The organism is Peribacillus simplex (assembly GCF_900156045.1).
Taxonomy (GTDB): Bacteria; Bacillota; Bacilli; order Bacillales; family DSM-1321; genus Peribacillus; species Peribacillus simplex_D.
This window is the reverse complement of sequence record NZ_FTMX01000003.1, coordinates 202845-226766: the sequence shown is the minus strand read 5'-3', so window position 1 is coordinate 226766 and position 23922 is coordinate 202845. Positions and strand designations below refer to the sequence as shown.

Here is a 23922-nt window from a genome sequence, read left to right as displayed (position 1 = left end):
AAGGCCCCTTGCTTTTAATATAAGATTTCCAATAAAAGTAGTTTTAAAAATTATCGTGATAAGTAATCCCTTGTTAATTCACTTTGATATTTATCAAGGAATAAGCCAATCCAGACGACCATCAATAAAAATGGATAATCATTACGAACTGCTGTTTCCACGACGGGATCAGACCAAAAGTTCGAAAGGAAACCAGATGACATCCTGAATGTCTCGAATGTGACAAGGGCGTGAAACGATAACCAAAGAATCGTAAGAGTATTGGTCCCAAACCCAATGACCGCTGCTATGACGCTCAGCAAGGCGGCTGCCGCCCCGATCAGGAGGACATTGAAGCTGGCTTGGAAAAAGTCGGTACCGCTATTGGAAAGTCCATTATAAATAATAGCAGTAAAATAAACGGTTGTCGTGATATATGCAGCAAATAATAAGTATCGATTTCCGTGATACTTTGCCAGCAGCAATAAAAGCGGTGATAGGATAATTAATAGGACACTGATAAAATTGCTACCGCCTGTCCATAAAGAATAGCCGGCAACCGCCGAGAATAGGATGGTCAGGAGATCAAGAATCCGAAGTATGGACTTAAACATGTTGACACCTCTTTCTCTATTTATTGAAATTATCTCAAACTTTGTTTCAAAAAGAAATAAATGACTATGGGTTTTTAGGAATTCTTACCATCATAGTATAACAAAGATTGTGGATATTTATTGGGTGTGGTAAAGTTAAAGTAATTGTTTATTGGTTTTTCAGGAGGTGTAATTGCATGCATGCATTTCTCATAACGCTTTTAGTGATTGTCAGTATCGCCCTCATTGTGACGGTATTGCTTCAATCAGGTAAGAGTGCAGGTTTATCCGGTGCGATTGCCGGCGGTGCTGAGCAGCTATTCGGAAAGCAAAAGGCACGCGGTTTGGACCTGATTTTACATCGTGCAACGATAGTATTGGCGATTTTTTTCTTTGCTTTAACTTTACTTGTTGCTTTCTTTGATGTGTAATGGATCAAAAATGAGTCTAGCTAATTAGCTAGGCTTTTTTCTTTGCACAATAGTTGCATGAATAGATATAGTGATTTTAGTACTTAATTATAAGATAGGGATTTTTTTCATTTTATTTACCGATAAAGGAGTTTGAAGTCATGAAAATCAAGCTGCAGCAGCCCTTTACTTTTGAAGGCGGAAAAAGGGCTGTCTTACTTTTACATGGATTTACGGGGAATTCGGCGGATGTACGGATGCTGGGCCGTTATTTGGAGAAACAGGGATACACCTGCCATGCCCCGCACTATAAAGGGCATGGCGTTCCCCCAGAGGAGCTGGTGAAAACAGGTCCGGAAGATTGGTGGAAAGATGTCATGATGGCCTATGATTTTCTGAAAAGCAAAGGCCATGAAGAAATTGCTGTTGCAGGACTCTCATTAGGAGGCGTATTTTCTCTTAAATTAGGTTACACTGTACCTATAAAGGGTATCGTATCAATGTGTGCGCCTATGCATATCAAAAGTGAAGAAATGATGTTTAAAGGAGTATTGGAGTACGCCAGAGAATTTAAGAAGTATGAAGGTAAAACTCAAGAGCAAATAGAGCTTGAAATGGACCTCCTTGCTGATAAACCGATGAATACATTGAAAGCCCTTCAGGGATTGATAACGGATGTACGTGAGCACGTCGACCTTATTTACGCTCCGACATTTGTCGTGCAGGGCCGGCATGATGATGTTATCAATCCAAAAAGTGCCGATATTATTATTGATTCCATAGAATCACCGGTCAAACGAATCAAGTGGTATGAAGAATCCGGCCATGTCATAACTCTTGACAAAGAAAAAGACCAGTTGCATGAAGATGTATTGGAATTTTTAGAAAGTCTGGATTGGTCCGAATAACAAATTTATTATACCCTGAATAGGAGGGTTTTCATGGAAGATAACATTCAAGAACATATTAATAAGCTTCTGACATACATGACGGATGAAGCGTATAAGCCATTAACGGTACAAGAACTGGAAGAGGCTTTGAAAATCGAAGACTCGGCAGATTTCAAGAATTTCGTTAAGGCTTTAGTGAAGATGGAAGAAAAGGGATTGGTGGTCAGAACGAGGAGCAATCGTTACGGCCTGCCGCAAAAAATGAATTTGTTCCGCGGTAAATTAACGGGACATGCAAAGGGATTCGCTTTTGTGACACCTGACGATAACCCGGGAATGGATGATATTTTCATTCCGCCAAATGAAACGGGCACAGCGATGCATGGAGATGTCGTCATGGTACGAGTATCTTCGGAAACATCGGGCTCAAGGCAAGAAGGCACGGTCATCAGAATACTTGAACGCGGAATTACACAAGTGGTCGGTACATACTCCGAAAGCAAAAGTTTTGGTTTCGTCATCCCCGATGATAAAAAGATCGCAAGCGATATCTTCATCCCACAGCACGCTTCACATGGAGCGGTAGAGGGCCATAAGGTTGTCGTCAAGCTCACTTCCTATCCTGAAGGTCGCATAAGTGCTGAAGGCGAAGTCATTGAGATTCTGGGGCATAAAAATGACCCTGGTGTGGATATTCTTTCCGTGATCCATAAATATGGTTTGCCGATGGAGTTCCCTGAAGACGTAATGGAGCAAGCCAATGCCGTTTCGGATACCATTCAAGAAAGTGAAATTGGCAGCCGCAGGGATTTGCGCAATGATGTTTTGGTCACGATTGATGGAGCGGATGCAAAGGACCTGGATGATGCCGTCACTGTTTCTAAACTTGAAAATGGCAATTACAAGCTGGGTGTTCATATTGCTGATGTCAGCCATTATGTGAAGGAAGGATCTCCAATAGATAAGGAAGCTTTGGAAAGAGGGACGAGCGTATATTTGGTGGACAGGGTCATTCCAATGATCCCGCATCGTTTATCGAATGGCATTTGTTCCTTGAACCCGCAAGTCGATCGTTTTACACTATCTTGTGAAATGGAAATCACGCCAGATGGCAAAGTCGTCAATCATGAGATTTTTGAAAGTGTCATTAAGACGACGGAACGTATGACATATGGCAATGTGAACAAAATCCTTGTGGATAAAGATGAAGAACAGCTCGAACGCTATGAAGCGTTGGTGCCAATGTTCCAGGACATGGAGAAGTTAGCGGCCATCCTTCGTAAAAACCGGATGAACCGCGGTGCGATCGACTTTGATTTCAATGAAGCGAGAGTCATCGTTGATGAAGAGGGCCATCCGACTGATGTGGTTTTACGTGAAAGGTCGGTAGCGGAAAAGCTGATTGAAGAGTTCATGCTAGCGGCTAATGAAACCGTTGCAGAGCATTTCCACCGTCTTGACGTTCCGTTCATCTACCGTATTCATGAAGATCCAAAGCCGGAAAAACTGCAGCGTTTCTTCGAATTCATTACGAATTTCGGATATATTGTACGGGGATCGGCCAATGACGTCCATCCTAAGGCGTTACAGGAAATCATCGAGGCAGTTGCCGGTAAACCGGAAGAAACGGTCATTTCAACCGTCATGCTTCGTTCCATGCAACAGGCGAAATATGATCCGGAGAGCTTAGGTCACTTTGGATTATCTGCTGAGTTTTATACACATTTCACCTCGCCGATTCGCCGTTACCCGGATTTGATCGTGCACAGGTTGATCAGGACCTACTTGGTGGAAGGTAAAATGGATGAAGCCACGAAGGAGAAATGGAATGCCAATTTACCTGAAATTGCCGATCATACATCGAAACGTGAACGTCGCTCGGTCGATGCTGAACGGGAAACGGATGATCTGAAGAAAGCGGAATATATGCTGGATAAAATCGGCGAAGAGTATACCGGGATCATTGGTTCGGTTACGAATTTCGGGATGTTCGTCGAGTTGCCGAACACCATTGAAGGACTTGTCCATGTCAGCTTCATGACGGATGATTATTACCGCTTCGATGAGCGTCAGCTTGCAATGATCGGGGAGCGTACCGGTAATGTGTTCCGGATTGGCGATGAGATCGACGTACGTGTTTCCAACGTCAATAAAGAGGAGCGCGCCATCGATTTTGAAATTATCGGCATGAAGGTAAGCCGTCCGCGTCCATCTGGCGAGAAGAAAATATTCAAGGCCAATTCAGGTGAACGCAAACGCGGCCGAGGCGGCAATGGGGGACGTAATGAAGGAAAAGGCGGCGGCCGTAATGGAGATTCGCCTTCCCCTGGAAGAAAACCGAAAAAGAAGAAAAAATTCTTTGAAAATGCGCCAGCTGCCAAGCGCAAGAGAAAACCAAAAAAGAGATAAAGATTGAGGCGGGGGGATGATCATTTCATCCTCTCGCCGCGATTGGATGTAAAAAGGGGAGAGTTAGATGCCAAAAGGCTCAGGTAAACAACTAGCACAAAATAAAAAAGCTTATCATGATTTCTTTATTGAACAAACATTTGAAGCGGGAATCGTTTTAAAAGGGACTGAAATCAAAGCAATCCGTGCGGCCAGAGTGAATTTGAAGGATGCCTTTGCTAAAATAGAAAATGGTGAAATTTATCTTCATAATATGCACGTTAGCCCATATGAGCAGGGAAACCAGTTTAACCATGACCCGTTGCGGACACGGAAGCTTCTTTTGCATAAGAAAGAAATCAGTAAACTGATCGGTGTAACAAAGGAAACAGGTTACACTATCGTCCCTTTGAAAATGTATTTAAAGAATGGCTTTGCCAAAGTTTTAATCGGACTGGGTAAAGGGAAGAAACAATATGACAAGCGTGATGACCTGAAGAAGAAGGAAGCGAAGCGTGATATTGAACGTGCTTTCCGTGATCGGCAGAAGATGTAAAACTGCCAAGACCTTACAATTGATTTTTTGAACCAATCTGTTATAATTAATCCTGTACCGATGACAATTGAATATCAGCCAACTTGCTGACTATTCTTCTCTCGTACGCTCCATTTCAATCATGGGGACGTTACGGATTCGACAGGGATAGTTCGAGCTTAAGTTGCGAGTCGAGGGGATCGGCCTCGTTAAAACGTCAACGCCTATAACTGGCAAACAAAACAACAACCTAGCTTTCGCTGCTTAATAACAGTCGATAGCTGTTCCTCCCTCCATGGCCCACGTGGTAGGGTAAGGGACTCACTCTAAGTGGGATACGCCGGAATCCACCGTCTGAGGATGAAGGAAGAGACCAATCAGACTAGCTGCTCTGCCGCCTGTCGATAGGCTAATGAGTTCGCGAAATGCGAATATATCGACTACACTCGTAGAAGCTTAAGTGCCGTTATGTCTGGACGTGGGTTCGACTCCCACCGTCTCCACCAATACATATATTGGTGGTTTTTTATTTGGTTTTTAAGGAGCATAAGATGGCCGTTTTGGCCAACATATGCTTCTTTTACTATTATTAAATCCATCTAATACTTCTTTTTATAAATAAGTATATAAATACTTTACTCTTTCCAAAACTGTTCCAGTAGAATGACAATCATGGTACCCACGAGTAAACCATTACTTAAAACATATTGTAAGGAAGAAGGAATTCCGCTAAATGCACTTTCTGGAAGGAACATGATTCCCAAACTGATTAATAATGTAATTCCTAATATAGTTAATCGACGTTGATTTAATTCTTCACGTAAAATCGATTGAAATGAAATTCCTATCATTTGGACAAATGTTGCTAAAAGTGCGGCATTAGCAATAGGACCTGGCAGCAAGGATATAAAGCTTACAATTAAGGGGATAAAAGAAATTCCTGCTAATATAAGACTTGCTATAAGGAACGTCTTCACTTTTTTTTGTCCTGTTAGTTGAATAAATCCTGCTGATGCAGGTAATGGTACAATTCCAATTGTAGAGAATAACGACGAAATAACATGTGATATACCTCCGGCCCATACACCACGGTTCAGTGTTTGCTTTTCATTTTCTTTGTATAACGGAGCCACTTGTTTTACAGCCGAAATGGCGGCGATCGTATTTGCAACTAAAAGAAATGTAAATAAAGTTGCAGTTAGAGTCATTCCAATATCGAATCTAGGCATGCCCCAAGCAAATATCTCTGGTAACTTAACTAATGGTGTGTGTGAAGGCATATGAGACGATTTTCCTAATACAGCAAACAAAAGCCAACCACATGAAATTCCAAGTAACACAGCGTAACTTTTCATCCATCCTTTCCCTTTAATTGATAAGAAAGTAATGATGGCAAAAACAAAGAGCGCAATAGTAGCTGTTGTATAATCAGGATGAGTTACAGTTCCTTGCAATCCCATCATTCCTTTTAGTAACACACCACTAAGCTGAAGAGCTAAGATTAAAAGAAAAGTTCCTGTAACCAAAGGTGTAAATAAACGTAGTATTCGATGCACAAGCCCTGTTATACCAAGAATAAAGAGTAATATACCCGCAATAATTAATCCACCTTCTAAAAGTTGTAATACATCTTTTGCACTCTGTCCCTGATTCATACCTACTTGTCCCAATATGACAAATATACTTACCCATGAACCGGCTGGACCATCCGCAATGGGGTAGCGATGTCCAAACCATGCTTGTATAAATGAACTTACTCCCACAATAAAAAAAGTTCGCTGCATTAATGTTGAGATATCTTCTATTGATAAATGGAATATGCCACCGATGATGATAGGCAATGCAATTGCATTTGCTAATAGAAACACAAACCACTGTAGGATACTAAAGCTGGTATCAAAATATTTTTTATTCATATTATTCTCCTTTGCCGAAAAAGATTCTCATAGGAAAAATCCATCCTTTCTATACAGTTAGATTAAAAAGGATGGATTTTTAAGGTCTATAAAATTATTTCAATTATATAGATAGATTATTATAATCGATTACCATCTGCGATAAGGTAAAAATTTTCCGTTAAGTGTAAGGACTACACGAGGGTCACCGCCATTTGGATCTTCTTCTTTGTCCACACCTAGTTCGAAATTGATTGCACTCATAATGCCTTCGCCAACTTTTTCTTGAATTAATTCTTTAATGGTTGGTCCGTACACTAATAACATTTCATATAATCGATATAAGATTGGGTCAGTAGGAGGCATTTGCATTACTTCACCTCTATGTGGAATTACCGTTAATGCTTGAACTACTTCTTCATCTAACTCTAGTAGTGCGGCCATTTTTTCCGCTTCTGGACGTGTCATTGTAGCTTGTCCCAATAATGCTGTTACAACCCAAGTTTCAGAGTTTTCACTTAACTTTGAAATTTCTTCCCATGTTAAACCTTTTGCAAGTTTTGCTTCCATAATTTTTTGCGTAGCTTCTTTTCTATTCATATCTAATAACTTCCTTCCATTTGAGTAATAATAATTAATTTTTCAGACCATTAATGCTTTATATCCATCAACTAACAAATCTAGCTTACCTGTGTGAGGATCAATAGCTAAACCGTGTACAGGAACGTCTTTTGGAATAAATGGATGATTTTTCACTAAATCAATATTTGCTTGAATTGAATCTTCGACATTATCAAATCCAAATAACCACTTTTCAAGGTCAATTCCAGCATATTCAATAGCTGATAAAATTTCTGGTGAAGATACTCCACGATCTAATATTTTTTTAAGTGTTCCTTTTGGATTACTTTGGCTCATACCACATGCATGGTGTCCAATAATATAAATTTCATCTGCATTTAATTCATATACAGCTGTTACAACACTTCGCATGATACTACCGAAGGCATCGGTAATCGTACCACCTGCATTTTTGATGATTTTTGCATCACCATTGTGCAAATCTAAAGCTTTTGGAAGTAGCTCAATTAAGCGAGCATCCATGCAAGAGACAACAACCATACGTTTTTGCGGCATTTTTGTTGCTTCATATGGCATGTATTCCTTGTTTTGTACAAATTGTTCATTGTACGATAAAATTTCTTGTAATAACATATTTGTAACCTCCTTTAAATCTAGATGTATTTTTTGTTGCGTCCTCTATGTTATAGGTGAATATAACTGAAAAATATTGTGGTGTAAGAGGGTAAACTAAGTATAGTGAATTGTATCAATAAGCAGAATAAGTTGGCGAAACACTTTCTGGCTTTCTGCTTTCACGATGAAAGGATTGGTTTATATCATTGATCAAACAGATTTTGAGATACTGAAATTATTAGGAGAAAACTCAAGAATACAATGGAAAGAACTTGGTCAAAAAATACATATGACGGGGCAGGCTGTAGGAAATCGAATTCGAAGATTAGAGGATTTAGGGATTATTGAACAATATACAATCGCAATAAGCCGAATCAAATTAGGACAAATCGTGACTGCATTTGTTACTTTGTTCGTAACTACAGCTAATCATCAAGAGTTTATGGATTTCTTTCAAGAAGAAGAAGGAATTTCTGAAGTACATCGTGTAAGTGGTGAGGGATGTTATTTATTAAAAACGCATTTTGCTTCCAATGAAGAATTGGATAACTTTCTAGGACGGCTATTAAAGTACGGGAATTATCGTGTTAACCTATCAATAGGAAAGTTAAAATAAGGTTTCTTTTTTTTGGAGGTAACATTTTAAATAGTCAGAGCCTTACTACAATTTCTGTGAAGTAAGGCTTTTTTTTGCTAAATTTTAGTTGTTTTTGTCGAAAAATCGATAAATCGTATAATTCGCAGATAAATCAGGAGTTTTCGCTGATATATCTCCATTTTTGAAGATATATTCCCAATTTCGCAGATAAATTGTACAATCGCCATCATTTAAAGGAATATTCCCTGCTGCTGTAGAATCCTTTGGAAGAAACCAAGATTGGAGCGATTAAATTGATTGTAAAAAAGCGAAAAGTTCCTCTTGCCATCCGCAAATTAAGTGCATTAGCGTACAGGCTTCCTCCGAATCACCCCATACTCCCCTTAATTATGAACGATCTCAAAAAAAGGGAAGCGGGCCATAAAGGGGAATGTTCCATTGATTTTCCATTAAGCTTTCTTGAACCGAAAAGCTATTACATCCTCCACGATTTAAGGCTGCAGGATCAATCCCGATTTTTTCAACTGGATACCTTATTAATCTCCAAGAAATATGCGCTTATTATTGAAGTGAAGAACATTGCAGGGGCAATCTATTTTGATTCGCATTTCAACCAGCTCATTCGAACGATAGAAGGAAAAGAAACGGCATTTCCAGATCCCATCATACAAGTCAGCCGCCAAGAATCACAGTTAACCAATTGGTTCTTGAAAAATGGTTTTCCCTCACTTCCCATCCTTTCTTTAATTGTCATCAGCAATCCCCAAACAATCATCCGTACAGCTCCTGGTAACCATAAACTCCACTATAAAGTTATCCATCGCGATGCACTTCCTTATAAAATTAGTCAAATGGAAGACTCCATAACAGACTCCATTTTTAGTGAAAAAGATTTGAAAAAAGCAGTTCGCGTAATGAATAAACACCACATCGATGCAGACTTTTCCATTCTTGATCGATACAACCTTACCGAAGAGGAACTTATCAAGGGAGTGATATGTGAGAATTGCAAGGGGAATCAGTTATATAGAAAGCATGGCACATGGATTTGTCATCAATGCCAACTATCCAGTAAAAAAGCTCATATCCCGGCGTTACGAGATTATTTTTATCTATTAGGATCGACCATAACGAATCGGCAGTTGAGGGATTTTTTAAACATTTCCTCTGCATCCAGTGCAACGAGGATCTTGCAGTCATTGAATCTGACAAGCAGTGGTTCGAATAAGGGGAGGGTGTACAGCCTGTATTTTGATGAGTGATTTGGCCCTATGTACATCAGCATTTTCCTGGAATTTTGCATCAATATCGTCAAACATGATAAAAAAAGACTCAAAAGAAGCTTCTCTTGAGTCTTTGTTCCGATTCTATTCTTTTAATTCCTTGCCCATTCCCTTTAGGAAGTGGACGCCAAAGCCGATTGCCCGGTTTATGTCTGGATCATTCAATGTTTTCATTAAATCCAAAACTCCGATCTTCTTATCGGCCTGAAGGAATTTGTTTCCTTCATCGATTCCTGCAAGTGCACTGTTTAGCAGTTTCGTGGATTGTGCGGCATCGGCGTTCATCAGGGCTCCTGTTGCCCCCATTAGGGTATTAATCAGGTTTGTGACAGGTTGCCTTGTGATTTGTTGAAGAGCGATTTTCGCGATTTGTTCTTTTCCTTGAAGCATGGAGGTCGCGGCTTCGAATACTCCCGTGTCATTCAGTTCATTGACGATTTTAAACATATTGTTCAATGCATCTTCATTATCGGTGATCAGCGTTTTCAGTTCATCGAGTTTTTGTAGCTTTATTTCTTCCTCAGTAATGGGATTATGGATTTCCGTAATAGGAGCTGCCATGATCTTCACCCTCCTTGTTTATTTATCCGTTAAGTGAACATACCCTGGACGGGCCCACTTACGTTCAACCTCGACACCATTTTGAGGATGACGTTTTTTGTTCCTTGGATTGGTACCCGGTAATGGGATGTCCCCGCTTGCGCTTAATACTTCCATGCGGACCATCGTCTGTTTGTAGGCAGGCGTGCTTGTGCGTTGATCATAGATAGGACCAGTCAGGAAGTTGATGGCAGAGTCTTTGTCGACTGAGTTCATCGGTAAAAACAGCTCATTATTTTTCACGCGGTCTGTGATCAGGGCTTTTAATTTAACTGCCCCGAATGGAGACACTAAGCGAACGAGTCCGCCATCACCGACTTTACGTTCTTTGGCAAGTTCTGGTGATACCTCAACGAAAATATCAGGTACTTTCGATTGGATTCCATTGGATTTGTTCGTCATATTGCCTTCATGGAAATGCTCCAGCATGCGTCCATTATTGATATGAAGGTCATATTCTTCCGGGAATTTATGAGGTTCCACCCAGTCAGCCAGTGCAAAGCGAGCTTTCTTATCAGGGAAGTTGAAGCCATCCACATAAAGAAGCGGCGTGTTTGATCCATCATGGCTTCCCCAGAGGAAGCTGTTCCATCCTTCCAGCACCTCGTAATTCGCTTGGCTGAATATCGGTGATAAGCTTGCCATTTCTTCATAGATTTCACTAGGATGTGTGTAGTTCCAATTTGCACCTAAGCGGTTGGCGATCTCTTGAGTGATTTCCCAGTCCGCTTTGGAATCTCCCATAGTGGGAAGGGCTTTATATAAACGCTGTACACGGCGCTCCGTATTGGTGAACGTTCCGTCTTTTTCAAGAGATGGAGATCCGGGCAATACCACGTCGGCATATTGGGCTGTCCTTGAAAGGAAAATATCCTGGACAACAAAGAAATCCAATCCGGATAACACTTTATCAACATGGTTTGCATCCGCATCGACAAGTGCCATATCTTCTCCGACAAGATACATGGCCTTCATGTCGCCTTTTTCTATCGCTTTAAGCATTTCAATATTGTTCAAGCCTGGTTTGCCATCAATTTTCACTCCATAAGCTTTTTCGAATTTAGCACGTGCCACGTCATCGGTAACATGCTGATATCCTGGAAGCCATGTTGGCAGGGTACCCATATCGCAAGCGCCCTGTACATTGTTATGGCCGCGAAGCGGATAAGCTCCCGCTCCTGGACGACGGTAGTTACCCGTAGCCAATAGCAAGTTGGAAATTGCCGCCGAAGTATCGGAAGCACCGGTGTTTTGTGTAACGCCCATTCCCCATAGAATGCATGTTCCGTCTGCATCGCGAATGGTCTCAGCTATTTGGATCAATGTTTCTCTGGAAATGCCTGTGTGTGTTTCGGCATATTCCAGGGTGTATTTTTCAAGTACCTCTTTATAATCTTCGAAGAAGTTAACATTTTCATTGATGAATTCTTGATCATGCCAGCCTTGATCGATCATATATTTTGTAACCGCCATCAACCAAACTTGGTCTGTTCCTTGTTTTGGACTGATGTGGATGTCGGAGCGCTCGGCCATTTCGTTTTTGCGGATGTCTGCTACGATCAGTTTTTGTCCGTGAAGCTTGTGTGCCCGTTTTACGCGTGTCGCCAATACGGGATGACCTTCTGCAGGGTTAGCCCCAACGATGATGACAAGACCTGCTGCGGCGATATCTTTAATCGTACCAGCATCACCGCCCATGCCGACTGTACGGAACAGTCCGTCTGTTGCCGGGGATTGACAGTAACGCGAGCAATTGTCGACGTTATTCGTTTCGAACATTTGCCGTGCCAGTTTTTGAATCACATAGTTTTCTTCATTCGTGATCTTTGATGAGGAAATGAAGCCTACTGAATTTCCGCCATATTGCTGTTTGATCGAACCAAGTCTGGTTGCAACCAAATCAAGTGCTTCATCCCAGCTTGATTCAACGAATCTACCATTTTTCCGAATCAGGGGCTTGGTCAAACGTTTTTCCGAGTTTACGAAGTCCCAGCCGAATTTCCCTTTGACACATGTGGATATCGCATTGACGGGTGCTTCATGAGTAGGTTGGACTTTAAGGATTTTACGGCCTTTTGTCCAGACTTCAAATGTGCATCCCACCCCACAGAACGTACAGACCGTTTTTGTCTTCTTCGTCCGTGTATCACGCATTGCCGCTTCAATCTCCGAAATGGCAAAAATCCCGCTGTATCCAGGTTCCACTTCTTTGACAAGGTCAATCATTGGTTCAAGCATATCGTTTTTCAAACCTGACATGAAGCCAGCCTCACCCAGCATCGATTTTTCCATTAATGCATTACATGGACAAATGGTTACACACTGTCCGCAGCCTACACAAGATGAGTTATTGATTTCCGTTCCTTCATCCCAGATTACACGGGGGCGTTCCGCTTCCCAGTCGATGGACAGCGTCTCGTTGACCTGAAGGTTTTGGCAGACTTCGACACATTGCCCGCATGCGATGCATTGATTGGCATCATAACGGTAAAATGGATGGGACATATCGACGGCACCCAATTCCACTTTCGGTGTGTAAGGATATTTTTGGTGTTCGATTTCCATTAATTCCGCTGTGTTATGCAGTTTGCAATTTCCGTTATTATTATCACATACAGTACAGTATAAAGAATGGTTTTCCAGGATCCGGTCCATGGCTTCGGTTTGGGCTGCTTTTGCCTTGCTTGAGTCCAAGGCTATATCCATGCCGCCCGCTGCTTTTGTTGAACATGATCGGACGAGTTCCCCATTTACTTCGACGATGCATGTGTCGCATGTTTGGATCGGATCCACTTCAGGAACATAACAAATCTGTGGATGAGCTATCTCATTTTGGTTGATGACCTCCAGTATTGTCGCTCCTTCATTAGCGGTATAATCCTTCCCATTGATTTTGATGGTGATGTTTGAATCGCTCATTATATTTCCCCCTTTTATAGCCAAAAACACGAAAAAAAACCACCATGATCACACCTCCGGCTCTGAACGGAAATGTAGGTCATGGTGGAATAGTTTAATAGCAAAGCTTGCCAATATACCAATCCATACCATAATGGATAATTTTTAAAAAAGATAGGACACAACAGTACACTATTATGCTCCCAACTTTCCTCATTGATATTATACCTTTAATTTTAACAAGAAACAATCCTGGAAAGAGGTTATCATTCCCAAATTCCTTTTGTTTTTCTTCGCGTTGATTTATGATAAGAAAATTGAGAACTTAATTTTTCTTGAATTGGAGTGACGTAACGGTGTCAAAAGTTATCCATGAATTCAATGATATGATTCGTAAGCTGCGCAAGGAACTATTCGGTAAAGGACCAGAACGCATACACACGGTTTTCGTGGAAAATATGGCCGTTTCTACGTTATATGGGAATTTGACTCCTACGGAAATGTTCATATCAAGATCGGAGGAAGGAAGGGACATGGTCCATTCAGCGCGAACCAAAATGGTTCAGGATGTGTATTCGGAGAGTCCTCCTGATGGAATGGAAGAGCTGGTTGGAGCAAAACTGGTCCATTTGTTTTCAGATATCAAAATCAAGGAGAACATAGCGATTTCCGTATTTGTATTTGATAAGGATATAGCGGACAAACTCAACGGGCATTGACCATGTTCCTTGCATAGTGGTCAATTGGCTCCTGGATAGTAAAAGGAGTGGGAACATGAAAGCGATTGAAAGCAAGAGGGACATCATCCGGATAACCAAAGGCAACATCGAGCGGACGGAAGATACGATCGTAACGGAGTATCCCGTTACTGTCAAAATAAATGGCCAGGAATTCGTCACGATGGTTTGTACACCTGAATACATCGAGGATATGGTGATTGGTTATTTGGCTTCGGAAGGCATCATCAAAAGATATGATGAGATAAAAGAAATCTGGGTCCAGGAAAAAGAAGGCTTCGTTCATGTGAAGACAGATAAAGTGAATCCCTACTTCCAGGACTTTCAAAATAAGCGGTATATTACATCATGCTGCGGAATGAGCAGACAAGGGTTCGTCTTTGTGAATGATGCATTGACTGCCAAGAAAATGGATAATGTTTCGGTGAAATTGACTCCCGATGACTGCTTCCGCTTGATGAAGGATTTACAAAATTCAGCTGTCACCTTCCAGAATACAGGAGGGGTCCACAATGCCGCTTTATGCGATGTCGATGGCCTCGTATTAAGCAGGATGGACATCGGACGGCATAATGCCTTGGACAAAATATATGGCCATTGCTTGAAAAATGGTATTTCGATAGAAGGGAAAGCAATCGTGTTCAGCGGCCGGATTTCATCGGAAATTCTCTTGAAGGTGGCGAAAATCGGCTGTGAACTGATCCTCTCGAAATCCGCTCCAACCGAATTGGCTTTGGAGTTGGCTGAAGGATTGGGAATCACCACTGTCGGGTTCATTCGTAATGATTCACTGAATATCTATACATGCCCTGAACGAATTCAATTGAATGACTGAGCGTGAAAGATGCCGCTCTTAAGGCGGGCTGGAGAATGCGCTTTGGGAAAGTCCCTGCAGGCATGGCCCGGATATATCCAACATCTCATTTATGGTACAGTTTGGATAGGACATTCAAGGAAAAAGCGGTATCGGGGGAAGGGTTATGAATGAAAGGGATTGGCATATTTTAAAGGTGTTGCATGAGCACAAGAATATTACTAAAACGGCGCAAAGTTTATATATATCGCAACCTTCTTTAACGAAACGAATTCAGCAAATAGAGAAGGAATTCAATCTAAAGATTGTGGAGCGGGGAACAAGGGGAGTGCAGTTCACCCCTCAAGGAGAATATTTGGCGAACTGTGCAGATGAGATGCTGATCAGGCTCCGGCAGATCAAAGAGACAGCGTTCAATATGGGTCAGGAGATCAGTGGGACATTACGGCTGGGTGTTTCCAATTATATCACGCTGCATAAATTGCCAGGACTGTTGAGATTATTTCGTGAGCGATATCCTAAAGTGGATTTCCATGTGACAACCGGTTGGAGTAAAGAAGTGCTGAACCTCATTTACAAGGAAGAAGTGCATGTTGGGATCGTTCGGGGGGACTATCAATGGGCAGGATCAAGGCACCATCTTTTTGAGGAAACGATTTGCATTGCTTCCAAGGAAGAAATCGATGTCCGGGACCTCCCTTTCCTGCCGAGGATCGATTATGGGACGGATGCATTTTTGAAAACGATGATCGATAATTGGTGGAGAGACAATTTTTCTGGACCTCCTTTGGTAGGGATGGAAGTGGATAAAGGTGATACATGCAAAGAAATGGTCAGGAATGGCCTGGGATATGGCATCCTCCCCAGTGTTTTATTGGAGAAAGACCAAAATCTCCGTCAAATGGACCTTAAGGATAAGCAAGGTAATCCCCTTATCAGGAATACATGGATGTTATATCATGAAAAGTCACTGGAATTAAAACTGGTCAAAGCGTTTGTCGAATTTGTCAAAGACGTCGACTTCATGATGGATATTTAGCTGGAAGCGCAGAAAATCTGTGCTTTTTTTTGTCATTCCTTTTTTGAATGGTTAACGATAATTTATTGGTATTTTAACTATGGTTATCCCGGGATTATGATAGATGGGAGATGTAAATCACCAGGAATTTGCCTAAGGAATGGAGAGGAAGTCAAGTGAGTGTCCTGTTTCTGATCGTATTGAATGTCATTGTGCCGGTTTTTTTCCTGATAGGGGCGGGGGCCATCCTGCATCGTAAATTCAAGTTGGATATGAATACGCTGTCTAAATTGAATCACTTCCTGCTCATGCCGGCCATTAGCTTTATCAATATATATCAAAGTAAAATGGGCGGGGGAATGATCGTCCAGATATTCAGCTTCCTTGCTCTTCAAGCGATAAGCCTCATCATCGTAAGTACTGTGATTGCTAAACTTGCCAGGTTTGATCAAAGTCTTTCTGCCACGTTTAAAAATAGTGTAGTCTTGAATAACTCAGCCAATTTCGGGTTACCCGTCAGTCAGATGGTTTTTAATGGGAATCCCCTTGGCCTGTCGATCCAAGTCATCGTGATCATTTTTCAAAACCTGTTGACCTATACCTATGGATTGATGAATTCCGTTTCCGTCCATACAAAAAGTGCGAAGGGCGCCATTCGCGAGTTCTTGAAGAACCCCGTCATTTATGCTTTATTACTCGGTTTTTTATTACATTCCGCTTCTGTCGACATACCGCTGTTCTTATGGACCCCGATTGATAATATCGCGAGTGCTTTCATAGCCATTGCCTTGATCACATTGGGTGCACAGAGTGCCTATTTGAAAATGACGCAATTCCCGCTACCCCTTATCCTTAGCTTGATTGGCCGGTTAATACTCTCGCCATCCATCGCATTCCTTATCATCCTCCTGTTGGGTTTGGAAGGGACTGTCGCTCAGGGATTATTTATCGCAAGTTCATTCCCAACATCGAGAAACAGCGCATTATTCGCTTTGGAATATGACAACCATCCGGAGTATGCGGCACAGGCAGTCTTGATGTCGACTTTATTCAGCAGTATAACGGTAACGATGGTCGTATACCTATCAAAAATATTATTCTAGCAGGGCTGCTCGTAATGGGCGGGCCTTTTTCCCATGCCTTTCGATAAAACTTTATGAACAATATAGAGGTTATGGAATTTATGCATCTTAGGTAAATAATCAAAGAAAACGAAGATATTTTTGTAGAATTAAGAAAACGCTTTCAAAAGGGGGATTATTATGTTTTCTCGTAAAAAGATTTCAGGAGTCATATTGGCGGGTTCGTTAGCTTTAAGTTTAGGTGCATGCAGCAGTTCGGATACATCAGGAGAAAAGAAAGAAAGCACAGGCTATCCGAAAAAAGCAATAACGGTCGTTGCTCCATCAGGCGCAGGCGGGGGATGGGATTTAACCGCCCGTTCATTTACAAAGGTATTGGGTGAGACAAAACTTGTGAACCAGCCATTGACCGTAGAAAACAAACCCGGTGGCGGGGGAGCAGTCTTCATGGCGGATTATGCAACACAGCAAGCGGATAATAATGACATGCTATTCGTGAATTCACCGCCTGTCATCATCAATAACCTTAAAAAAGAAGGCAACAGTCCTTATGGATATAAAAATACGACCCCTTTGGCGCAGCTGACAAAGGATTATGGGGCGATAGTGGTAAAGGCGGATTCCGAATTCAAGGATTTGAAATCAGTGCTGGAAGCGGTGAAGAAAGATCCGCGTAAGTTGACCTTTGCAGGAGGATCGGCTCCGGGATCCATGGATCATTTGATTTCCATTCTTCCAGCCTATGAATATGGCTTGAATCCAACTGAACTTAAATACGTTTCGTACGACGGGGGCGGGGAAGCGATTACGGCATTGCTTGGCGGTAATGCGGATGTGATCGGAACGGATGCATCCAGTGTCAGGGAATTTTTAAAAGCAGGCAAGATTAGAGTGTTGGCCGTAACCTCGACTGAACGTTTGGGTGGCGATCTAAAAGACATACCGACGGCAAAGGAACAGGGTGTTGATGCTGAATTCACGATTTGGAGAGGGGTTTTTGGACCTCAGAATATGTCTGGTGAAGCGAAAACCTTTTGGGACGGAACCATTGCAAAGCTAGTTGAAACTTCTGAATGGAAAAAAGAAGTGGAAGTTCAAGGATGGGAACAAGAATATAAAAATAGTGAAGAATTCAGCAAGTTTTTAGTAGAACAGGAGAAACAGGTGCAGCAATTATTAGAAGCTTTAGGCATGGAAAAATAATAGAGGAGAAGGAGGTGCTTTCACCTTCTTCTTGTTTTCTGAAATGGAGGGATTAGGATGGACGTGAAATTTGATCGCTTTGCATCTGTAGCCTTTCTGGCTGTCGGGGTGCTGTTCATGATAGGAAGCAGGAAACTGGCCAGTTCTTCTTATGGAAGTTCGGTAGGACCGGACATTTTCCCTTTTGTATTGGGGCTCGTTCTTGCTGTTTTAAGTATTCGCCTGTTCTATGAAGCATTTCGGAGCAAGGTGCAGGAATCGGGTAAGGAAAAGTTGCAATATAAACCCTTTTTCATCATTCTGCTCTCCACCTTGATTTATATTTTGACATTGGAAACGATAGGATATGTCATTACGACCTTTCTCTTCTTGTTTGTTTGCTTTCAAACGATGGAACGGAATAAGTGGGTGACATCGCTCATCATTTCCGCAGGATTTTCCGGAATCATCTATTATTTATTCGTGAATGTGTTAAAGGGAACATTGCCGGGTTGGCCAATCTGGTTTTCCTAAAAGGAAGGGGGATTTGAAGTGGGCACTTTTGATTATTTAATGCATGGATTTGAAACGGCTCTAACTTGGTATAACATCCTTTTTGCATTTGTCGGAGTATTGATCGGTACGGCTGTCGGCGTTTTGCCAGGGATCGGGCCAATGAGCGGCGTGGCACTTTTGATTCCGGTAACCGCTTCGATTACAGGGGGACTTCCACCAGAGCAAGCGGCAACAAGCGCCATCATTTTACTTGCAGGTGTTTATTATGGAGCGATGTATGGAGGGTCGACAACTTCAATCCTATTGAATACACCTGGCGAATCTTCTTCTGTCGTCACGACATTGGATGGTTACCAAATGGCGAAGAAAGGAAGGGCCGGAAGTGCTTTATCCATTTCGGCAATCGGTTCCTTCGTCGGAGGGATAGTCACCCTTATCGCCATGATTGCCTTGGCTCAGCCATTATCGACGATTGCCATTAAATTCGGTCCGGCGGAGTATTTTTCGCTCATGCTTCTAGGGTTGGCGGCCGTTAGCGGCCTAGCGGGAAAATCCGTAACAAAGGCACTGATCATGACGGTTTGCGGTTTGTTGATCGGGACGATAGGCATCGATAATGTATCCGGGATCGCCCGTTTTACATTCGACATTCCTTGGCTGTATCAAGGGGTCGAATTCCTGACGATCGCAGTCGGTCTATTCGCACTTGGAGAAGTATTCAAGACAATCTTGGAAAAAGAAGAGGATGACGGGGAAATTGCAAAGATCAAAAATTTGATTCCTTCCAAAGAAGAGTTAAAGGAATCCGCGGGTCCCATTGCGAGGGGATCGCTCTTAGGCTTCTTTGTAGGTATCCTGCCGGGTGCAGGGGCTACTCTTGCTTCTTTCTTCTCATACCTAATGGAAAAACGGATTTCAAAGAAACCCTGGAGATTTGGTACAGGGGCGATCGCTGGGGTGGCTGGACCTGAAACGGCCAATAATGCGGCATCTGGCGGAGCGATGATTCCATTATTGACGCTGGGAATTCCGGGTTCCGGCACAACGGCGATTTTAATGGGTGCGCTCATGATGTACAATGTTCAGCCAGGTCCATTATTATTCGAGGACCACCCTCAGGTGGCTTGGGGGCTTATCGCTAGTATGTTCATCGGGAATCTGATGCTCCTCATCCTTAATCTCCCGCTCGTAAAGGTTTTTGCGAAAATCATAGAAACGCCAAAGAAATATTTGATTCCGATCATTATCGCGATTTCCATTTTTGGCGTTTATGCGGTACAAGTATCGACTTATGATTTATTGCTATTATTAGGATGCGGGGTCTTGGGATATTTCTTAAGTAAAAATGATTATCCAATCGCCCCATTGGTATTAGGACTGGTTTTAGGACCGATGATAGAAAATAATATGCGCAGGGCCCTGACGATATCCGATGGGGATTACAGTTTGTTTTTCACCCGGCCGCTTTCGCTGACATTCCTGATCATAACGGCATTATGGCTGCTCATTCCGGTTTTGCTTAAGAAGAGAGGGAAGGATGTTGTCATCAATATTGAAGGTTAACTGGTATTTTCTGAATGTTGTGAAAAAACCCCTTTTTTAAAGGGGGTTTTTTTTATATGATGTAAGTAGAGGTGATTGAATGCGTTTACACACCAAGTTGATGCTGGGCATCTGTACGTTAATCATCTTAATGGGTGGAATCTTTGAACTTATTTTCATAAATATCCTGGAAAATAACCTGAAGCAGGAAACAGGGGAAAAAGCATTGTCTGTTGCCCAGACCATTTCTTTGCTGCCTGAAATTAAACAAGCTTTTCGAACGGATAATCCTTCTGTAATCATCCAGCCCATCGCGGAAAGAATCCGCAGGCAGATCGATGCGGAATTCATAGTAATAGGCGATGAAAATGAAACACGGCTGTCCCATCCAAATCCCGACATGATCGGGAGGAAAATGGTAGGGGGAGATAATGCGGAAGTGTGGGATGGGAAATCCATCATCACGGAGTCCACAGGGACATTGGGTCCTTCAATAAGGGGGAAATCCCCGATAATCGCAAATGAAAAGGTAATTGGAGTAGTTTCTGTTGGCTACCTTCAGGATGATATTGAAAAAGAGGTGTCCAGTATACAAAGAAAGATCGTCTGGGTCATCACTTTTATATTAATCGGCGGTTTATTGATAGCCTTTTTCATCTCATTCAATATAAAAAAGGCGATATTGGGTTTGGAGCCGAAAGAGATCGCCTGGATGTTTCAAGAGAAGCATGCCATTTTGGAATCCATCCATGAAGGCATCATCGCCATTGATGTTCATGGGAAAATCACGGTCGTCAATGAAACGGCGCATAAAATCCTTCATATCCCTAAGGACGTCATGCTTCGCGGGCAAAAAATCAAAGAAGTCATAACACATACACATTTGCTGGATGTAGTCAGTACGGCACGGGCCGAGTATGATCAGGAATTCATGATAGACGGTGAAGTTTTTTTGGCAAGCCGGATTCCCATTTTGAATGGACAGGGTGAAATCATCGGTGCTGTTGCAAGTTTGAGAAAAAAATCGGAACTATCCAATCTCCTTCAGGAACTGTCACATGTAAAGGCATATGCAGAAGGGCTGAGGGCCCAGACACATGAATATTCGAATCGGCTCTATACTTTGCTAGGATTGATTCAAATCGGTTCATATAAAGAAGCGATGGATTTCATATCGAAGGAAGTGGATGTCACCCAAGGCTTCATTCACTTTCTAATGAAGGAAATACCTGATCCGATTATTGCTGGGTTCATCTTAGGGAAGGTAAGTTTAGCGAGTGAACTGAAAATAGAATTTACAATTGATAGAGAGAGCAGTTTTAAAGATATTCCGTCCGAAATAGATCGGGATTTATTAGTGACGATCATCGGCAACCTCATAAATAATGCCTTCGAAGCTGTACGGGAAAATGAAAGGGAGGAAAAAAGGGTATCGCTGTTCGTCACGGACTTGGGTAAAGAGCTGATCATAGAAGTTGAAGATAATGGAAAAGGGATGAATTCAGATGTTACAGAACTGATTTTCCAGAACGGCTTTACGACGAAAAGCCATCAAACCAATTCAGGGATAGGTTTGAGCCTTGTTCAGGAAGCGATAGATGGATTAGGGGGGTATATCACCTTTTCGACGAAAGAAGGGGAATATACGATATTCACTGTAGCACTGCCAAAAAACAGAGGGGTGATTTCATGATGGCCAATCGCGATATAGAAGTTTTAATCGTAGAAGATGACCTGCGGATTGCCGAGATACAAAAGCTGTTCATCGAAAAGGTTGAGGGTTTTCAAACGATAGGGATCGCCTCAAGCTATGACGAAGCTAAAAGCTTTATTGAAATCATGCAGCCGGATCTATTGCTGCTCGACATGTATTTTCCGGATATGAATGGGCTCGATATCCTGAAAGAAATCAAGCAGCAAAGCAAACAAATGGATGTCATTATGATAACGGCGGCTAAAGAAATCGAAAAAGTCCAGGAAGCCATCAAGATCGGCATATTTGATTATATTATCAAGCCTGTCGCATTTGAACGTTTCAAGCAGTCTTTACACAGATATCAAGAATATCACATTAAACTGTCAGAACTGGAAAAGGGCAATTTTCCCGTAACGCAGCAACAGGTTGATAAGCTTTTGCGAAAGGAAATGAAAGAAAAAGAGAGGGAACAGTCTTTACTGCCAAAAGGGATCGATCGGATGACTTTGGAGAAGGTGATGGCTGTGTTGGGGAAATCCTCCCCTGGGTTAACGGCCGAAATAGTGGCAAAGGAAATCGGGGTGAGCAGGACGACGGCAAGGCGTTATTTGGAGCACTTGATGTCAGAGGAAAAAATTGATGCCGATTTAACATATGGTACGGTAGGACGTCCTGAACGGGTGTATGCCATCAAGTTATGACTGGGTTCGCCAAGCGGCGGATCTTTTTTGGCGATAATATGGTTTTCACCACGTCCAATCTTATTCCGGGCATACAAATTCCCACCTGCCTTTACAGAAGGTTTGATGGCAAATATTGACATCCATAATGAATGTCCAAGTTTCAATAAATTGTTCATCAAAAAACCATCCAATTCCCATTGGACGGTTTTTTGATGAAACTCCTTAGTATATACTAGGATAAAAAGAAATAGAGGCGGCGCCATGCAAAGTTGGTATCATATCTTTCCGAAAAACACAGGGCTGAGCCCTTATGTCTGGATCATTTTTTGTATCCTTCCTTTTTATTTCATCTTCAAATCCTCTTCGATGTTGGAGATAGTCTTTGGAATCGTCATGATCATTTTGTTTTTCATATCATATGGTCTCTCATTCGTTTCGAAGGGATGGCCCGTATACGTATGGACGGCGATACAAATAGTCATATCCATATCCATGACCATATTTTTCAGCTATATTTACTTTTCGCTTTTTTTAGCATTCTTTATTGGGAATGTTCAAAATAAGGTTGGCTTTTTCGTTTTATATTCGATCCAGCTATTGGCTACCATCGTGTCTGTCAATATTGGATTCATCATGAAAGACCCTACATTCTTTTCGCAATTTCCCTTTATGCTCATTTGTGTGGTAGGCGTGATCCTGCTCCCATTCAACACATATAATCGAAATAAACGGGGCAGGCTGGAAGAACAATTGGAGGACGCGCATAAAAGAATATCAGAGCTTGGGAAAATGGAAGAACGTCAGCGGATTGCACGTGACTTACATGATACACTTGGACAAAAGCTGTCTTTGATTGGCTTGAAAAGTGACCTTGCAGGGAAATTGATCGACTTGAATCCCGAATCGGCCAAGAAGGAAATCAAGGATATCCGTCAAACGGCGAGGACGGCACTAAAGGAAGTCCGTGAAATGGTGTCGGAAATGCGTGGGGCCAAGCTATGCGATGAAATCATCCGGGTCAAGCAAATATTGAAGGCGGCAGGGATAGAATTCAATTTGGAAGGCACCACGGAATTGAAAGATACCCCATTGCTTGTTGAAACGGTTTTAAGCATGTGCTTGAAAGAAGCTGTGACCAATATCGTCAAACATAGCGGGGCCGACTGCTGTCATATCGTCATTGAAGAATTACAAACAGGGGTGACGATCACAGTACAGGATAATGGAGTGGGGATTTCACATAGATCAGAGTTTTTTAAAGGCAATGGACTTCAAGGAATGAAAGAAAGGCTCGAATTCGTTAATGGCAGCCTGGATATTCAATCAACAGATGGAATGACACTTTATATAAGGGTTCCGAATGCTATAAAAAATAATGGATAGGAG

The 23922-nt window shown here is 42.0% G+C and carries 22 protein-coding genes and 1 other RNA gene; 17 read left to right on the top strand and 6 right to left on the bottom strand.

Annotated elements, in window-relative coordinates; all coding sequences use genetic code 11:
* Positions 1–50 precede the first annotated feature (50 nt).
* Positions 51–593: a hypothetical protein gene (locus tag BW986_RS12505; protein ID WP_076368235.1), complete on the bottom strand. Its 543-nt coding sequence runs from the start codon at positions 591–593 to the stop codon at positions 51–53.
* A 176-nt stretch (positions 594–769) separates the two neighbouring features.
* Here BW986_RS12505 and secG point away from each other — a divergent pair, with 176 nt between their 5' ends.
* From secG to ssrA, 5 genes are all read left to right on the top strand, one after another.
* The gene (secG, locus tag BW986_RS12500) at positions 770–1003 is read left to right on the top strand and encodes a preprotein translocase subunit SecG (protein ID WP_076368234.1); all 234 of its coding nucleotides are present in this window, start codon (positions 770–772) and stop codon (positions 1001–1003) included.
* Positions 1004–1143: 140 nt separating this feature from the next.
* Positions 1144–1890, top strand: coding sequence for an alpha/beta hydrolase (locus BW986_RS12495; RefSeq protein WP_076368233.1), 747 nt, complete (start codon positions 1144–1146; stop codon positions 1888–1890).
* A gap of 33 nt (positions 1891–1923) precedes the next feature.
* A complete protein-coding gene (gene rnr / locus BW986_RS12490) occupies positions 1924–4281 on the top strand; it encodes a ribonuclease R (protein ID WP_076368232.1) in 2358 nt (785 codons plus the stop codon).
* A 67-nt stretch (positions 4282–4348) separates the two neighbouring features.
* Positions 4349–4816, top strand: a complete 468-nt coding sequence (gene smpB, locus BW986_RS12485) for an SsrA-binding protein SmpB (RefSeq protein WP_076368231.1) — start codon at positions 4349–4351, stop codon at positions 4814–4816.
* Positions 4817–4939: 123 nt separating this feature from the next.
* Positions 4940–5301: a transfer-messenger RNA gene (gene ssrA / locus BW986_RS12480) on the top strand.
* Positions 5302–5430: 129 nt separating this feature from the next.
* Here the strand turns inward: ssrA and BW986_RS12475 are convergent.
* From BW986_RS12475 to BW986_RS12465, 3 genes are all read right to left on the bottom strand, one after another.
* Entirely contained in the window at positions 5431–6711 is a 1281-nt protein-coding gene (locus BW986_RS12475) for a purine/pyrimidine permease (protein WP_076368230.1), read from the bottom strand.
* Positions 6712–6840: 129 nt separating this feature from the next.
* Complete coding sequence (cynS, locus tag BW986_RS12470; protein WP_076368229.1) at positions 6841–7290, bottom strand: cyanase; 450 nt, start codon at positions 7288–7290, stop codon at positions 6841–6843.
* 42 nt (positions 7291–7332) lie between these two features.
* Positions 7333–7905 carry a beta-class carbonic anhydrase gene (locus BW986_RS12465; RefSeq protein WP_076368228.1) on the bottom strand — a complete coding sequence of 191 codons (573 nt, stop codon included), beginning with the start codon at positions 7903–7905 and terminating at the stop codon, positions 7333–7335.
* A 166-nt stretch (positions 7906–8071) separates the two neighbouring features.
* Here BW986_RS12465 and BW986_RS12460 point away from each other — a divergent pair, with 166 nt between their 5' ends.
* Together BW986_RS12460 and BW986_RS12455 are read left to right on the top strand one after the other, a co-directional pair.
* On the top strand, positions 8072–8503 hold the full coding sequence (locus BW986_RS12460; protein WP_076368227.1) for an Lrp/AsnC family transcriptional regulator: 432 nt from the start codon (positions 8072–8074) through the stop codon (positions 8501–8503).
* 275 nt (positions 8504–8778) lie between these two features.
* The gene (locus BW986_RS12455; protein WP_076368527.1) at positions 8779–9747 is read left to right on the top strand and encodes a nuclease-related domain-containing protein; all 969 of its coding nucleotides are present in this window, start codon (positions 8779–8781) and stop codon (positions 9745–9747) included.
* Between the two features lie 105 nt (positions 9748–9852).
* Here the strand turns inward: BW986_RS12455 and BW986_RS12450 are convergent, their stop codons facing one another.
* A complete protein-coding gene (locus tag BW986_RS12450) occupies positions 9853–10329 on the bottom strand; it encodes a helical membrane plugin domain-containing protein (protein WP_076368226.1) in 477 nt (158 codons plus the stop codon).
* 18 nt (positions 10330–10347) lie between these two features.
* A complete protein-coding gene (gene fdhF / locus BW986_RS12445) occupies positions 10348–13287 on the bottom strand; it encodes a formate dehydrogenase subunit alpha (protein WP_076368225.1) in 2940 nt (979 codons plus the stop codon).
* Between the two features lie 335 nt (positions 13288–13622).
* On the opposite strand from fdhF, the gene BW986_RS12440 reads away from it, so the two are divergent.
* From BW986_RS12440 to BW986_RS12395, 10 genes are all read left to right on the top strand, one after another.
* A complete protein-coding gene (locus BW986_RS12440) occupies positions 13623–13985 on the top strand; it encodes a Na-translocating system protein MpsC family protein (protein WP_076368224.1) in 363 nt (120 codons plus the stop codon).
* Positions 13986–14040: 55 nt separating this feature from the next.
* Positions 14041–14838, top strand: a complete 798-nt coding sequence (gene fdhD / locus BW986_RS12435) for a formate dehydrogenase accessory sulfurtransferase FdhD (protein WP_076368223.1) — start codon at positions 14041–14043, stop codon at positions 14836–14838.
* A 145-nt stretch (positions 14839–14983) separates the two neighbouring features.
* On the top strand, positions 14984–15856 hold the full coding sequence (locus tag BW986_RS12430) for a LysR family transcriptional regulator (protein ID WP_076368222.1): 873 nt from the start codon (positions 14984–14986) through the stop codon (positions 15854–15856).
* A gap of 155 nt (positions 15857–16011) precedes the next feature.
* Positions 16012–16938 (top strand): AEC family transporter, encoded by a 927-nt coding sequence (locus tag BW986_RS12425; RefSeq protein WP_076368221.1) that lies wholly within the window; start codon positions 16012–16014, stop codon positions 16936–16938.
* Between the two features lie 159 nt (positions 16939–17097).
* A complete protein-coding gene (locus BW986_RS12420) occupies positions 17098–18120 on the top strand; it encodes a Bug family tripartite tricarboxylate transporter substrate binding protein (protein ID WP_076368220.1) in 1023 nt (340 codons plus the stop codon).
* Between the two features lie 57 nt (positions 18121–18177).
* Positions 18178–18633 carry a tripartite tricarboxylate transporter TctB family protein gene (locus BW986_RS12415; RefSeq protein ID WP_076368219.1) on the top strand — a complete coding sequence of 152 codons (456 nt, stop codon included), beginning with the start codon at positions 18178–18180 and terminating at the stop codon, positions 18631–18633.
* Between the two features lie 18 nt (positions 18634–18651).
* Positions 18652–20178: a tripartite tricarboxylate transporter permease gene (locus tag BW986_RS12410; protein ID WP_076368218.1), complete on the top strand. Its 1527-nt coding sequence runs from the start codon at positions 18652–18654 to the stop codon at positions 20176–20178.
* Between the two features lie 79 nt (positions 20179–20257).
* On the top strand, positions 20258–21850 hold the full coding sequence (locus BW986_RS12405; protein ID WP_076368217.1) for an ATP-binding protein: 1593 nt from the start codon (positions 20258–20260) through the stop codon (positions 21848–21850).
* A complete protein-coding gene (locus BW986_RS12400) occupies positions 21847–22554 on the top strand; it encodes a response regulator (RefSeq protein ID WP_076368216.1) in 708 nt (235 codons plus the stop codon). The genes BW986_RS12405 and BW986_RS12400 overlap by 4 nt, the downstream gene beginning before the upstream one ends.
* Before the next feature lie 243 nt (positions 22555–22797).
* The gene (locus BW986_RS12395; protein WP_076368215.1) at positions 22798–23919 is read left to right on the top strand and encodes a sensor histidine kinase; all 1122 of its coding nucleotides are present in this window, start codon (positions 22798–22800) and stop codon (positions 23917–23919) included.
* The last annotated feature ends 3 nt before the right edge of the window (positions 23920–23922 follow it).